At 58.6% G+C, this 13,936-nt stretch carries 13 protein-coding genes and 6 riboswitches; of the genes, 9 read left to right on the top strand and 4 right to left on the bottom strand.

Features of this window, described 5'->3' with window-relative positions; genetic code table 11:
• Nucleotides 1–595: 595 nt before the first annotated feature.
• Nucleotides 596–1,474 carry a lipocalin-like domain-containing protein gene (locus DK391_RS35700; RefSeq protein WP_162601005.1) on the bottom strand — a complete coding sequence of 293 codons (879 nt, stop codon included), beginning with the start codon at nt 1,472–1,474 and terminating at the stop codon, nt 596–598.
• Between the two features lie 787 nt (nt 1,475–2,261).
• Nucleotides 2,262–2,328: riboswitch (Fluoride riboswitch) on the top strand.
• A 305-nt stretch (nt 2,329–2,633) separates the two neighbouring features.
• Between DK391_RS35700 and ppa the strand changes: the two genes are divergently transcribed.
• From ppa to DK391_RS44620, 3 genes are read left to right on the top strand one after another with little or no spacing between them, the layout of a single operon-like run.
• A complete protein-coding gene (gene ppa, locus DK391_RS35695; RefSeq protein WP_109482711.1) occupies nt 2,634–3,191 on the top strand; it encodes an inorganic diphosphatase in 558 nt (185 codons plus the stop codon).
• Nucleotides 3,192–3,224: 33 nt separating this feature from the next.
• Complete coding sequence (locus DK391_RS35690) at nt 3,225–4,004, top strand: universal stress protein (RefSeq protein ID WP_109482710.1); 780 nt, start codon at nt 3,225–3,227, stop codon at nt 4,002–4,004.
• Nucleotides 4,005–4,058: 54 nt separating this feature from the next.
• A complete protein-coding gene (locus DK391_RS44620) occupies nt 4,059–4,283 on the top strand; it encodes a hypothetical protein (protein ID WP_162601004.1) in 225 nt (74 codons plus the stop codon).
• Between the two features lie 39 nt (nt 4,284–4,322).
• Here the strand turns inward: DK391_RS44620 and DK391_RS35685 are convergent, their stop codons facing one another.
• Nucleotides 4,323–4,838 (bottom strand): HAD hydrolase family protein, encoded by a 516-nt coding sequence (locus tag DK391_RS35685; protein ID WP_204117501.1) that lies wholly within the window; start codon nt 4,836–4,838, stop codon nt 4,323–4,325.
• 124 nt (nt 4,839–4,962) lie between these two features.
• A riboswitch (Fluoride riboswitch) is annotated at nt 4,963–5,029 on the bottom strand.
• Nucleotides 5,030–5,153: 124 nt separating this feature from the next.
• Nucleotides 5,154–5,227: riboswitch (Fluoride riboswitch) on the top strand.
• A 67-nt stretch (nt 5,228–5,294) separates the two neighbouring features.
• Here DK391_RS35685 and eno point away from each other — a divergent pair.
• From eno to DK391_RS44610, 5 genes are all read left to right on the top strand, one after another.
• Nucleotides 5,295–6,593: a phosphopyruvate hydratase gene (gene eno / locus DK391_RS35680; RefSeq protein WP_109482709.1), complete on the top strand. Its 1,299-nt coding sequence runs from the start codon at nt 5,295–5,297 to the stop codon at nt 6,591–6,593.
• 51 nt (nt 6,594–6,644) lie between these two features.
• Nucleotides 6,645–6,706, top strand: a riboswitch (Fluoride riboswitch).
• Between the two features lie 227 nt (nt 6,707–6,933).
• On the top strand, nt 6,934–7,380 hold the full coding sequence (locus DK391_RS44615) for a hypothetical protein (RefSeq protein ID WP_162601003.1): 447 nt from the start codon (nt 6,934–6,936) through the stop codon (nt 7,378–7,380).
• On the top strand, nt 7,377–7,850 hold the full coding sequence (locus DK391_RS35675) for a universal stress protein (RefSeq protein ID WP_162601002.1): 474 nt from the start codon (nt 7,377–7,379) through the stop codon (nt 7,848–7,850). Before DK391_RS44615 ends, DK391_RS35675 begins: the two co-directional genes overlap by 4 nt.
• A 61-nt stretch (nt 7,851–7,911) precedes the next feature.
• Nucleotides 7,912–9,570 carry a dynamin family protein gene (locus tag DK391_RS35670; RefSeq protein ID WP_109482707.1) on the top strand — a complete coding sequence of 553 codons (1,659 nt, stop codon included), beginning with the start codon at nt 7,912–7,914 and terminating at the stop codon, nt 9,568–9,570.
• Nucleotides 9,571–9,635: 65 nt separating this feature from the next.
• Nucleotides 9,636–9,812 carry a hypothetical protein gene (locus DK391_RS44610; protein WP_162601001.1) on the top strand — a complete coding sequence of 59 codons (177 nt, stop codon included), beginning with the start codon at nt 9,636–9,638 and terminating at the stop codon, nt 9,810–9,812.
• Nucleotides 9,813–9,854: 42 nt separating this feature from the next.
• Here DK391_RS44610 and DK391_RS35665 read toward each other — a convergent pair whose 3' ends face one another.
• Nucleotides 9,855–11,924 (bottom strand): dynamin family protein, encoded by a 2,070-nt coding sequence (locus DK391_RS35665; protein WP_109482706.1) that lies wholly within the window; start codon nt 11,922–11,924, stop codon nt 9,855–9,857.
• Nucleotides 11,921–12,721, bottom strand: coding sequence for a hypothetical protein (locus DK391_RS44605; protein ID WP_162601000.1), 801 nt, complete (start codon nt 12,719–12,721; stop codon nt 11,921–11,923). The genes DK391_RS35665 and DK391_RS44605 overlap by 4 nt, the downstream gene beginning before the upstream one ends.
• Nucleotides 12,722–12,902: 181 nt before the next feature.
• A riboswitch (Fluoride riboswitch) is annotated at nt 12,903–12,975 on the bottom strand.
• Nucleotides 12,976–13,057: 82 nt separating this feature from the next.
• A riboswitch (Fluoride riboswitch) is annotated at nt 13,058–13,122 on the top strand.
• Nucleotides 13,123–13,274: 152 nt separating this feature from the next.
• Between DK391_RS44605 and DK391_RS35655 the strand changes: the two genes are divergently transcribed.
• Entirely contained in the window at nt 13,275–13,898 is a 624-nt protein-coding gene (locus DK391_RS35655; protein ID WP_162600999.1) for a hypothetical protein, read from the top strand.
• Nucleotides 13,899–13,936: the final 38 nt, after the last annotated feature.

Below are 13,936 nucleotides of genomic sequence, written 5' to 3'. Positions count from 1 at the left end.
GGTTTCCCATTGTGGCGGGCAGGGTTTTCGCCGCTCGCCTGTACGCCTGGAATTCACCGGCAGTCCGTTCACTACCTTTCGATGAGCGATCCAGCACGACTGCATGACGCGCCCGTGCGACGCGCGCACGTGTGCCTGTAGTGCTTTGTAGGTGGTTCTCATTGTGATCTCCGCTGGGTGTGTAATCGTAGTCACCCCAGCGGGCGGACGGCAAGCACGAAAATGTTGATCCTGGTCGATCGATACGCCGATCTTTGCACGGGCATCTGTCGCCGCGAGATAAGTATGCGTACCGTTATATCAACCGCCGCCCCAGCCGCATCCGACTTACCGGCCGACTCACCGGTGAGTTTCCTTAAGCGACGTGCACCACCGACAACATCGACGGCCCTACGGCCGCTGTACCTCTCGCAAACGGGCATCCGTTTCCCGGCACATGGAAGTCTGTTCAGGGTCGTTCACGGTCTCACCAGCGACCCATGGCAAAACGCGTGCAGCGTGCTCGTGACGATGGAGCCTGAAATCGCTTAGGTAGATCGCGGAAACTACCAGTCGGTCGACAATTGCTGTGACCAGCCGCAATGATATAGCCTACTCACTGCGGCTGCGTGCTCTTTACTCGTTCGAAGATCAGGATGCCTACGCCCTCCCGACCATCGATCGGACTTTTGTTGGGTTCGGTCCTGATGGAAAGCGTATCGCCATTAACAGTGAAAAAGCGAACCTGGTCGGTTCCGATTCGCCTGCCGTCCCATTCAATGTCGATATGATGCACGACCTTGCCCGGCGACACGCTATACGTTCCACCGTATGCAAGCATCGATTTGTGAAGCTTGACGCGCTCGTCATCGGAGGGTTCGTTTTGCGGCCGCGGCTGGTCGCCAGACACGAACAGCGCGAGCATGCGACCGTCCGACGAGTATGTGAGATAGCCGTCAGGCTGTTCTCCCAGCTGGTTGTATCGCTCGTTCGTCCCGACAACTTCGCGCACGAACGATTTCAGACGCCATGTCCCCAGCAACGTATTCGGATCGGCCCACGCGAGCGCGGGCAGGCACAACATGATGAGAGGAGCAACGCAAAATGTTTTTGGCACGAGACGCTCCTTTGAATGAGCGCATCCATCCGGCAAACCTGTGCATCGATGCTGGTATCCGGATGACTGTCTGCAAATTTTCGTCAGGTTACGAATAGGGCGGTCAAACTGAGCCAACGATGATGGAAAGATAGTCGACAGACAGGCGACCTGCCATTGGACGTGACCACACGAACGCACACGCATGCCGACATCGTCTTCTGAATGTTGACTAGGTGGGTACAAGCGCGGTATTCGCCGCAATAAAGTCACTTCGTGACCAGCCGGGTGCAGCGCCGTCCGTTGGCTTTTCATCCTCGGCTTTCTCTCAGGTTCTGGCTGACCGAACACGGTGATTCCGGCGCTGCGGTGGCAGAATATCGGTGGAAACGATTCCACGTCGCATCACTTTTCGCAATACTTTTATGACGCTCGGTAATGTGAGGGGGGTGTGCTCATACTCGTCGAGAACGGAAAAGCCAGCTCAACTTGAGCCGACTGAAGTGTTCTGGCCAATCCGATTGCTTACCAGAACCTGAGAGTCGGCAATCTGACAGAACGCCCGTTCGATGGACGGATGTTACGTCGTGGATAGCAGCTGCCGGCTGCTGCCGTGGCTTCCAGTCGTTCTTGACGCAAATCCCGCGCAATCCGGTTGTGTTACCTCGCACGACGATTGCGCTGTTCCCTGAGTGAGCGGACGACGAAGTGTGACTGGATGACCGGTTGGCCGCCCGGGGTTAGCCGGCAACGCCGGTGCCCGTCTATGCGACGGCTCAGTCGAGGTGCGAACAGAATGATTCGCCGGGACCCGGCCGAACTGGAGTGGTACACCGGCCTGTACGCGGGTCAAGACCGAACTGAAACTGCCAATCCATCTGACCCTAAAACGGTGATAATTAAATTTATGTATAGCGGCTAAACCGGCGGGGCGATGTCGAACGCGTGCGGCGTAAAACGATACTTAGAAAACTTATCGCAATAGCACGATATGATTTCTTTTCTTCAGAAAAATTGTTTCCGCTCGCACACATAAATTGTGACTAAACGGCAAACAAACTGCGGCGTGAGCGGAAACTTTCCCGGTCTAGCATTTGGACATCGCAATGGGAAGTATGGGCACTTGAACCCGGTATAGGTTAACGAAACCTGTTGACGTATCAGACGGGAACGTCGCGTGCTACACTGGGTTCACGGAGATGGCATACCTCCGATAACCGACGGCGTCGCCGTCTGATGATGCCTACAGGATCCTGGCCACGGGAACTGTGGGCACTCGCCTTCAGCGTTCTGCTGCCCAGGTTCGAAGTGCTTTCAAATCTGGTTTCGATGACACACATGATCTTCACAGTCCGGTAGTCGATCGACATATCGATCTGCACCTTGCCCGTGGTGGGGCCGTGTTCCCGGTAGCGCAATAAGCGCTGGTTTCGGGGGGGCGAGGTGCGTGCTGTCGATTGACCGCCAGTGAAAGGAAGTGCCGAGTAATCGTTGACATGATCTGGTGGCTCTGTCTGTTCTTGTCGGGGCAACCCCGCTAAAAGGAGAGGGAAGTACGATGAACTTCAATCTAATTGAAGCAGGTGAAAACCTGCCCCACGAAGTCAACGCCGTAATCGAGATTCCTGCACAAAGCACCCCGATCAAGTACGAGGCCGAGAAGCGCCTCGGCTTGTTGAAGGTCGACCGGATCATGAGCAGCGGGATGCGATACCCGCAGAACTATGGGTTCGTGCCACGTACCTTGGCACGCGACGGCGATCCGCTCGACATTATTGTGTTTACACCGTTCCCGCTCGCGCAGCTATGCCTGATCGCCTGCCGTCCAGTCGGACTGTTGAACATGACTGACCAGGCTGGGCCGGATGAAAAGATCATTGCGGTGCCGCTCGACAGCGTATGTCCTGCAACGATCCATGTGACGAAGCTCCTGGACCTTGGCCAGCACGCACTCGATGAGCTTGAGTTCTTTTTCAACCACTACAAGGCACGCGAGCCTGGCAAGTGGGTCCGTTTTGAAGGATGGGGAGATGAGCATGATGCGATCAAGGCCATAGAAAGCGCCGCCGAAGCGTTTGTTGAACACGAAAAGCGGCATCTGAACATGCAGGACTGAGCGCAAGTTCTCGCTTTCATAAGGGAGGAATCGATGAACTACAAGGACATGCTTGTCTTTCTCGACGCGGGCAATGACACGGAGAGTCGGGTTGATCAGGCGATTGCTCTATGTCAGCAATTCAATGCCCGATTAACCGGGGTGGACGTGAGCACCCCCGAGGCGTATGGAAATGAATATGCTGAACGTGCGGTCAGGCTTGAGGAGATGTTCACGGCAAGGCTTGAGCAAGCCTCGCTAACAGGAACATATCGGGTCGCGGAGAAGCGCACAGCGAGCTGGAAAGATTTCTATGCGCACTACACAGATCTTGTTGTCGCTACCCAGCGGGAGGAATCAACCGATCCCATTACGGCGAAAGAGGTTCCCGACGGCATTGTGATGAGCGCAGGCGTTCCGGTTCTGGTTTTGCCTCCGCGGTGGAGAAATTCTGCGCTCGGAGAAAGCGTGGTGCTCGCATGGAACGCGAGTCGGGAATCGACGCGAGCCATGCATGACGCGTTGCCTTTTCTGCGAAGGGCCAGTCGCGTGACGATCTTTGAGTATGCGCCGCCAGCAGACGACGTTGATTCGGCGCCGGACCTGGTGCGCGAGCATCTGAGCCATCACGGCGTCAATAGCGAGATCTTCACGTGGCCGGACGTACGCGATATCAGTCCGATGGACGCGCTCTTTTCATGTCTTGATCGACAGCAGGCCGACCTGATTGTGGCGGGCGCGTTCGGTCACTCCAGTCTGATGGAAAGCCTGTTAGGCAGCGCAAGCGACGATCTGCTGCACAACCCATCGGTGCCGGTTCTGATGTCTCACTAAGCCTGCCGGGTGTCGTGAGTGCGCCCTGTCGCCCCGGATCGGGACGACAGGGCCATGGTGACTGTCAATCTGTTGCACAACGACGACGAAGTACTCGACCCGAGCGATTCCAACCTGCGCACACGTGGCACAGTTCAAGTAAATGGACACGGACGAGGGGGCTGGGAAAAGCACCTCGACGGAACGTGGACAGCACTGATCGACGGCGCATCATACCAGGCGCAGTCGAGGCAAGTACTGGTCAGCCAGATTGAATCGCACCTTGCAGTGGCCGGATAGCCGAGTAGGAGCAGAGAAGCGAAGGCGTCCTCATGCCAGTCATCCGCGCATGGACGCGATGAGTCTGGTCGGATGGAGGAGCAATCCCAACGCGTCAATCGGGTGACGGACAACGATGTCTGCGTCTCTGAAAGCATCGACGGCAAGGCCTTCGCTGCCGAGTACCGCAATACCGATGGCGGCAGCCTTCAGCATAGGCGCATCGTTACGTCCGTTGCCGATCGCGACTGTGCGGTTCGAACCCAGCTTTTCGACGTAATCTTTCTTTGCCTGCGCCTGGCCGAGTGGAGGCAGGCAGGTCAGACGAATCTTCCATCCCTCCAACCGTAACTGCGCATCGCCGTGGGTATTGCCTGTTACGACATGAATCTCGAGATGCTCGGCCAGGGTCTGCAGTTCGTCGTGGACGCCTTCCAGAACGTGACCATCGACGGCCAGTGTTCCGTTATAGTCGAGAACCAGGTGGGCAAGTGCGAGGTTTCCGAGGCCCGGGATTTCCAGCTTGAGCATGGCCGATCCTTCATCGATGCCACGGCCGGGTTGATCGTTCTTCATCCTCAGATGGCAAGCGAAGTGTTGCCTTGAGGAGAGCACGAACGGAGCAACAGAGCACCCTGACGCGGCGATAGATACAGCCTGACTCAGGGCATATTGAAATGACGTCCCGGGCCCGAACCAGGCAACCGTAGGCATCATCAGCCGGGCAGCGCCGGCAGTTACGCGAGAATGCCATCTCGCATTTGCTACATGATCTAGTCTAATGGGCGGGCCGGCGAGTCGCAACGCTATTTTTGGGCAAAGCAATGTGACGAAACTAGCTCGGCGATGCGCCATGACCGTGGGTGGAGGAATCGGATCTCGCGTGATAATCTCAGAAGTGGAGATGGCATTCTCCCGCCCCACCAGAACCGCTGGTCGACCCGGCTGATGATGCCTACACCGTCCGCGTGCAGACGAGCATTGCGCCATTTGCCCGGCCATGTAGCGTTCATCGTTTTGGGGAGATTTTTCATGACTGGTTCTGTCGAAATTGCGTCTGTCATTGCGGACGAAATCCTTGACTCACGGGGTAATCCCACCCTCCGCACCACGGTTGTTCTGGCGGACGGGACGACAGGTAGCGCCAGCGTGCCCTCTGGCACGTCGACAGGACAGTTCGAAGCTGTGGAACTTCGCGATGGCGACAGCGGCCGCTACGATGGGCAGGGCGTACTTCGGGCGGGCGCCAACGTGAATGGGCCCATCGCGCAGGCGCTGGTCGGGCTACAACCCGATGACCAGTGGCGCATCGATGCGACGCTCATTGCGGTTGACGGCTCGGAATATAAAAAGCGGCTGGGTTCGAATGCGATTCTGGGCGCGTCACTGGCGTGTGCGCAGGCCGCCGCAAGAGCGTGCGAGCTGCCCTTGTTTCGTTACCTGGGGGGCGACGCGGCCCACGTGTTGCCCGTTCCCATGCTGAATGTCCTCAACGGTGGCTGTCATGCCGACGGCGGACCCGATATTCAGGAATTTATGGTTGTTCCCGTTGGGGCACCGACCTTCGGAGAGGCGATGCGGTATGCCGTCGAAACGTACCATGCCCTCCGAGAGGTGCTGTGCGAAGCGGGTATGAAGGCCAACACTGGGGACGAGGGTGGCTTTGTCCCAACGAATGCCACGAATGAGAGTGCCATCCAGATGCTGGTGTGCGCAATCGAACGGGCCGGATACCGTCCAGCCGACGATATTGCGATCGCGCTGGACGTGTCGGCAAGCTCTCTGCTGGAAAATGAGATGTACGCTTTTGCCAAAGAGCGAGTGTCCGTGTCGGCGGACGACATGATTGAGTGCATCGCAGGATGGCAGCGCCGATACCCAATTATTTCAGTCGAAGACCCGATAGCTGACTCGGACTGGTCTGGCTTCGCGAGACTCACAGCCCGGCTTGGCGACACCATGCAGGTCGTTGGTGATGATCTGTTCGTCAGCAACCGGATGTTTCTCGCGCGCGGCATTGCCCAGCGTTGCTGCAACGCCGTTCTTATCAAGCCCAACCAGGTCGGAACAGTGACCGAAACGCTTGATACCGCGCGCATGGCCCTTTCGGTAGGGTATGGCGCACCTGTCTCGCACCGTTCCGGCGATACCCCGGATACGAGCATTGCAGATCTGGCCGTGGCTCTCAACTGCGGTCAGATCAAGGCGGGGGCGCCTGTGCGCGGGGAACGGGTTGCCAAATACAATCGTCTGCTCGAAATTGAGAAGTGGCTGGGCGCGCACGCGGAATATGCCGGACGCCGGGCCTTCACACATCTCGAATCGCAGTGACTCAAAGCGGTCCTGCTTGCGCGACGCGCGCTCAACAGGTATCGTTAATTGTGTAAGCAGGGAGATGGCATTCTCCTTTAACCGCCATGTCGGCTGATGATGCCTGCCATTGACGCACTACTGCGCGTCAGGCCAGATCACATCGGTGAGGTACCGACATGCTCTCTGCTACTCTTCGTCCGACTGCTGCAATCTGCTGGCAGTCTTCCATCCGCGGCTTTGCCGCCCGTCAATCCGTCGCTCACACCCCTGCAGTCCTGATTGGTCGCCCTACGCTTAATCCGTTAGTCGGGACATTGCGCCCGGTCGGGCGTCTGCACTTCACTCCAGGGGAGCAGGCATGACAGCGTTTCGTGACGATCTCGAATCGCGTATCGCGGCGCTTGAGCAGGGAGGAGCCGCGCGGGAATGGACAGTCGAGACAATCGACGGGCGGGTGCTTTGCACCTGTCATTCGCACGAGGACGCGATAAATCAGCGTGCGCTGATTGTCCGGCTTTCCCGCGACGACATTCTTGCACTGAAGGTCTCTCATAAGACGGTCACACCGGAATACGTCTCGCGCACGGGACTGAAAAGCGCGGATTCCCGTTTCTGTGACTGGGCGTTGATGCAACTCGGCCGCGTTCTCATCCTGACATCGAAAGGCGTCGGTGGCTCACGTTTTGTTGTCTCAACGGAGGAAGGGCAATGCGGTACCGGGCGCACCCTTGCGGCTGCGCTGTTCGGCCTTGTGCACTTCTATCTGCCGGCAGCTGCGCGGACGGAAAAGGGAGGAGGCAAATGAACGATCTGTCGAGCTCTTGCATTGACGGCCGTGTCGTCGCGGTGAGGTTCAGATATGTCCTTGTCGAGTATGACAATTCCACGCGGACCCGGGTGGCGGTCCAGCGCGCAGCAGATATCGCCTTCGAGCATGGCGCCCGGCTGCACGTATTGTGGGTTGTCGACATGCCGACTGTCGGACTTGATGTCGCGCTGTCTGTCTTTGAGGATGAGGTTTGCTACGCGACCGGCCAGCTTGAGTCATTGCGCCACGACCTAGGTGACAGGCTTGCGCATACGCAGATAGCGGTACGAGTCGGCGAGCGTGTCCGGGAGGTTGTGCGCTACGCCCGGGAATATTCCGTGGGCGAAGTCGTGGTTGCGGTCGAGCGACGAATACCAAAATTCATGTCCGCAGGAGCACGCATCAAACGCATGCTGGCAGACGAAGGCTGCAAGGTGACGGTCGTCGACGTAGGCGACCGCAACTGAGACCCGTCCGCGGCGTGCTGGTGGTTAGTCGCTTCCATGTCAGCTTGGCGGAGGGTTACTTGTGGATCTGAAGGAATACGAAAAGATAAAGTTCGAACTGGCCGAGCAGTTAAGGACGCTCGAAAGGCTTGCTGGGCAAGGGAGAGCAACGATCGACGACCAGATCCGCGCGCTGTTTGCGAAGTTGGCGGAAGACCGGTTCAACCTCGTCGTGGTAGGCAGGTTCAATCGCGGGAAAACGTCGCTGATGAATGCGCTGTTGGGTACCGATCGCCTTCCTACCGGCATTCTGCCCCTGACGTCGGTGATCACGACTGTCGCCTATGGCAATCCGGAGCGGGTCCTCATCAGGTACGAGGGTCGCAGGACAGAAAGCGAGGTGTCGTTGTCGGATTTGCCCGACTACATCACGCAGCAGCGCAATCCCGGAAATGTGCGGCGTGTCAAAGTAGCGGAGGTCCAGCTGCCGCAGGAGATTCTGCGGCGCGGATTTCATTTTGTCGACACGCCTGGACTGGGCTCGCACATTGCGGAGAACACCCAGACGACGGAGCGCTTTCTGCCGCAGGCAGATGCGTTCGTGGTTGTGACGAGCTATGAAAGCCCGGTCTCGGAAGAGGAGCTTGCCGTGCTACGCGCCGCTTCTGCTTCTTTCAGGCGCGTGTTTGTCGTGCTTAACAAGCACGACACTGTAAGCGATGGGGAAAGAGAGAGCGTACAGCTTTATGTGCGGGAACACCTTCGGGAAGTGTTTGGTGATGATGGCCCGGCGGTCTACTCGGTGTCGGCGCTTGATGGTATCGAGGCGCGGCGTTCCGGTGACGTAGCCGGGCTCGGCGCGAGCGGCATCTCGGCGCTCGAGAGCGCGTTGACCGACTTCATGATCGACGAAAAGCGCACTGTGTTTCTGCTCGGGATGTGCGAGCGGATCACTGATCTCGCAGCCAGTCTTCCAGACGGTCCTCAGCTAGGGGCGTTCCTCGAATCGGTAAGCACGAAGGAAGCGCAAATCAGAAAGAGCAACAGACGACCGGGAAACCTTGCGCTTGTCTCGTTTCAACCAGCTCTCCGGCGGCCTGACTACTGTGAAATCTGCAGGAAAATCCAGACCGCAACGTTCGAAAGGCTCGCGAGCTTTCAGCACGAACTGGCGACGAGTCTCGAAGTGCAGAAGCAGTATGCGCAGCAGCGCGGGCTGTGCCGGATGCACATGCGGCAATACGCGTCACTGGCTTCGCCTCATGACGTATGCGTCGGAAGTGCGCCGCTGATTGAGGGGTTTTCTGCTGACCTGGCGGAACTCGCCAGGACCATCGACCGCAGCGACGATCGCAAGTCGCCGCCTGCTTGTCTCTCCGTTTCCAGAGATCACTGCACGCTGTGTCTGAGCGCGGCACATGCCGAAATGCAGGCCGTGTCCACGCTTGTACATGATCTGGTCGGAGGCGGTGATGGGGCGGTCAAGCATCTGTCCTTGATCTGCATTCCGCACATTGCGCGCGTGCTGCCGGCATTACGGGAAGAGCGGCTTGCGCAAGCGTTTCTGGTTCACGAGGCAGCACTGCTTGATCGGCTCGCCGAGGATATGCGCCGCTACGCCACCAAGCATGACGCGATTCGGCGGTATCTGGCGAGCCAGGAGGAGCAGGACGCATCGGAGACTGCGCTCGCTGTCCTCGCTGGTCTGCCGAATGGACACGTCAGTGACGGATGGTCGTAAGTGACGAGGGCAGTGACTGGAAATGAGCGTGCCTGTCGGATGGAGGCGGCATGAATGAATAAAGCATGGCAGGTGTCGTTGGTGTGTTCGCTGCGTTGATGCTGGCAACGCTAGTGCGGGATGTTCACCGTCGCGACGACCTGCGCGAGAAGCTACTCAGGCAGATTTCCCTCATCCTGTGCGAGAGCTTTTTCGCCGTCTCCAATAATGTGCGTCGCACACAACGGGGAACGTTGGTCTGACCGCCGCGATTCTGTTGGAGCATTCGCGTTTGCGCATGCCCATCAAGGCGCAGTGTCGGCAGCGCCGCTGGCCTCAGGTTCGTGCAACATTGAGAGGTCAGCCAGCAGTTCCGCTGTGCGGGCGTCGCCGAAGCTATCGCCTTTTTGCGTGTCGAGTGGCTCGAGGTATCGCTTGAGTTGCGCATACTGAGCATCAAATGCATCGCTAAGGACGCTGAGTGAACTCCCTTTCCAGGTTTGCACGGCAGCCAGATGATCATTCAATAGTTGCCGGGCAGCGCTTATCGCAGGGCTACGTCGCAGGTACCTTCGCGCATCGAGATAGAACCCCCAGCGACCAATGAAGGTGCTCAACTGATTTGGAATTGTCACAGCGAGCGTTGCACGCACCGGATGAGGTGCAGGGGGGGCGTGAAGAGGAGGCAGATAGCCGAACCCACTGCCTGGCACCTGAAGCGTGTTAGCGGCGGTTACCAGCACCATCGCGGCTTCAGCCCGTAGTTGCTCGACCCGCCACGAGGCACGAATGGACAGATTGGATGCATGCGCGATGACGGCAAGTTCGAGAATTCTTGTCACGTCGAGATCATCGTCGCGGTCCTCGGCCCACAGGACGGCAGCGTTGTGCGCGACCTCATCGACAATCGACCGGACATCCGGATCATGCGGGTACTCGCCTGATTGCTGTTTTGCTGTGGCCAGTTGCGAGTGCACGGCTTCAAGTGAGGCACGCAATCCTGTCAGGTCTGCGCGGTGGACACTCACGCGTGCGCCGCGGGCAGCCGCTCGTTGTTCGAGGCTCTCGACAACCTGTTCACGCAGACGTTCGGCCCTGGCGGCCAGCATTCCGGCGTGTCGTCCTTCCGACTCTAGAATGTAGTCGGACAGCGGCCCGTCCAACCACGCCTTGCAAAGTGCTACTTCCGTATTCCTGGTGCTGATCAGGTAGACCGGGACTTCAAAGTGCGCCTTCTGCCAGAGGTCTTTGACGATATGACCGAAAATCGACCAGCGATCTTCGGGCGCCAGCAGGTCTGCCTTCGTAACCAGCACCATGATATCCATCCCGGTGTGGCGCAGTTCGTCGATTAGTTCTGCCTCGGTAAGAGTCAAGGGCCCGACGGCTGAGACCAGGACCACTGCGAGGTCGCAACGGTAGGTAAGCGCTGGATCTGGCAGCGAGGTTACGCCCGCGTGATGGGACACACCCGGCGTGTCAACGACGGTAATGCCGCGTTTCAGAAGGGCCGAGGGCACACCGAACCTGATGCGGGTGACATGTCGCCGGTTATGCGCGTTAGCATGCTCATCGGCGAACTCGGCGAGGCGCCCTCGTTCGAAGTGTTCCGCCACCGCATCGGCAAATTCAACGAAGCCACTTTCCTGCTGCGCATAGTCGAGGTACACCGGCACGACGGTTGTCGGTACACCGGCGACAGGAAGCAACGGCGTGCCCAGCATGCAGTTCACGAGCGATGACTTGCCGCTGCTAACGTCACCGAACACACCGATCGTCAGGTGACCGGACGCGACCCGTGCCGCGAGGGCATCGACACATCCCGCAAGGCGCGCGAGTCCGTGATGCAACGTCGCCCGTCTCATAGTGGAAAGACGCAGATCCGCAGAGGACAAGCGAATGGCGTGGGCAGATGCATGCGGCTCGGGCTCGGTCACGTCCGTTCGGAGGTCCTCCGACATGACAGCGAGCGCATCGATCAACTCGTCGACAATCCGGCAGGTATCTTCTTGCTGCTGGGCGTCCATCGCTGCAAGAGTTGGATTTGCGCTTGGGTTTAGCCTCGTGACCGCGACGAGCGCCTCATCAATGAGCGCGCGTGCCGATCGTACGACGCTAATCGCCGGATCAGGGGCGGCAATGGCATGACGCTCCAGGAGCAACGCCATCGCATCTCGCACGCGCTGATAGTGGTCTGCGACGACAAGATGACGCGAGGTGGTGACGTCGGCGATATGCGGTGAAAAAGGAGACGCCAGCATTGTGGGGTCAAGCAGATGTACACAACGACCGAGAAGTTCGTCGATTCGCTGAAACGTGCTGAGCAGATACCCTGCGTAGTCGTCTGGAAAGTCGCAACGTCGTTCATTGCTCATTCTGGCTCTCCCGTGCTGTCGTCGCGCTGCGTTCCCGACGCGCGTTCGGGTTGCGTGCGCATTGCGCTGTTAGACAGATCATGCAGCGGGCCGGCGAGCAGGTTCTCCCATCCGCTGCACCACCCAATTGCTGCGATCAGTGCGCCACGATCCTCGGCTGTATCTGTGCCCCGCTGTTCCCAGCGAAAAGAATTATCGAAACGATGCATGTGGGCTGCAATCGTCCTGATGCGCTCCCGTTGCGCGACGGCGCCCTTGCTTCCATCCCTTTCGATTGCTGCAACGAGATGGGGCCGGCATAGAGAGGGCGAGTCATTGCCCGCACAGCGTCCGCAGATGAAGGGCTGGCAGCCAGCCCAATTCTCGCTCGCGAAGCGGGTTGCATTTGTGAGATCGCGACCCTGCGCGAGTCGCTCAGGAGGCGCATTGCCAGCGGAAGCCGGGCCATATCCCAGATCGCACACGTGGCAGGGCCCGGATGTACGTAAAAAGTGAAGCGCGAGGCGATCGGGAACGAGACTATGAAGGCCCTCATCGTTCAAGAACCGCATGGCACGCTGCATCAGTTCTGAGTACAGGATCGTGCAACCGTGAATCAGATGCGGACGGAATGAAGATTCGACGACGAAGAAAGCTAGGCTGTGCCGGCGGCATAGTCCCCAATGCGCGTGCAGTCGCGCTCGCACATCGGCGTCCATCAGGCTGCCCTGGATAAACCACCAAAGGAAGTCTACCTCGCCGTCAGATAAAGGTGGCTCTGCCGCAGACGGGGATTCGGGACGTGCGTGTGGATTCATTCTTTGCTCCGCACGCGGAAGTTCTGCGATGACACTGTCTGTTCAACGCCTGGAAACAGCCATGAAGCGGGGAACGACAGCGAGTTCAATGTATGAGGAAACATCAGATGCCGACGTCCGCAAAAAACACGCACGAACCTGGACCGGGGAAGTCAGATGATGCCTACCGCTCCCTGTCCAGGGAACCGTAGGCATCATCAGTCACGCTACAGAAGTGACGGTTGAATCGGAGGAATGCCATCTCCGTTACTAATTCTGATTCTATTGTTAGCTGCCGGATTGCGCAATTGGCGCGTTCCCCCGCAGCAGGAATTAGCCGCCGCTGATAGACTTTCTTTACCTGATGGAGATGGCAGTCCTCCGAAACCACCGGTCCACCGGTTGATGATGCCTACGCGTGCGCTTCCCTCGCGCCGCGTAGGTTTTTTTTTGCACGAACCGAATGTGGAGGATGGCTATGGGCGAGGATGGTCTGCCGTGCGTCCCATTTTCCGATGGCGAAATCGCTTTCTATAGGCGTTTTATCAGAGAGCCAGTGGCGAGCAGAAGCACGATGCTCCGGACCATCATCGAGCGATGGGGATTCTGCGAGCGGCATGCGTTCGGGCTGCTCACCGTTTCCGCATCGATTCCCCGCTCGGGAATGAACACGGCGGCTGTTCTGTTCCTCCACACGACAGCGAATGCGATCAAAACGCTCGACCGTCAACTGGCTGGAATGTCGGTTGGCACACCTATGTTGCGCAATTCAGATCAGTGCCCAATGTGCGAATTAGGATTTGATGGGAATTCGCCCGGCTTCATCCGCAGACAGTGGTTGAGTCTGCCCAGCAGCCTGGAGCGCCTGCAGACGCTCATGAACAGCACGCGTGAATACTGGGGGCCGACGGTTTGTCACGATTGCGGCGGTCCGCGCGGCGGTATCACGTGTCGCAGCCATCTGGCTGTCCCGTCGCCAGCGGAAGCTGACGATCCTGGTCCCGCAGACCTTGGCATGCAACGGAGCTTTCTCGAGGGTTGCCGCCGCAACCTCGAACGGTCCCTCCCGACTTTCGGTCCGGACGGGACGGGCGAGGAGGTCGGTGAAGGCGTCGCGGCCCTTGTTTCGGCTGCGGGCTGGTGCTGCGGCTGGAGGACACTTCTCATCGCCGTCGGCTATTCAGGAGCGAACGTGTAGTGCTGTCTCTTATTCCCCTCTCCGCCCCCCCCCGCCCG

The organism is Paraburkholderia sp. C35 (genome assembly GCF_003121405.1).
Lineage (GTDB): Bacteria > Pseudomonadota > Gammaproteobacteria > Burkholderiales > Burkholderiaceae > Paraburkholderia.
This window is presented reverse-complemented; position numbering and strand designations above follow the sequence as displayed.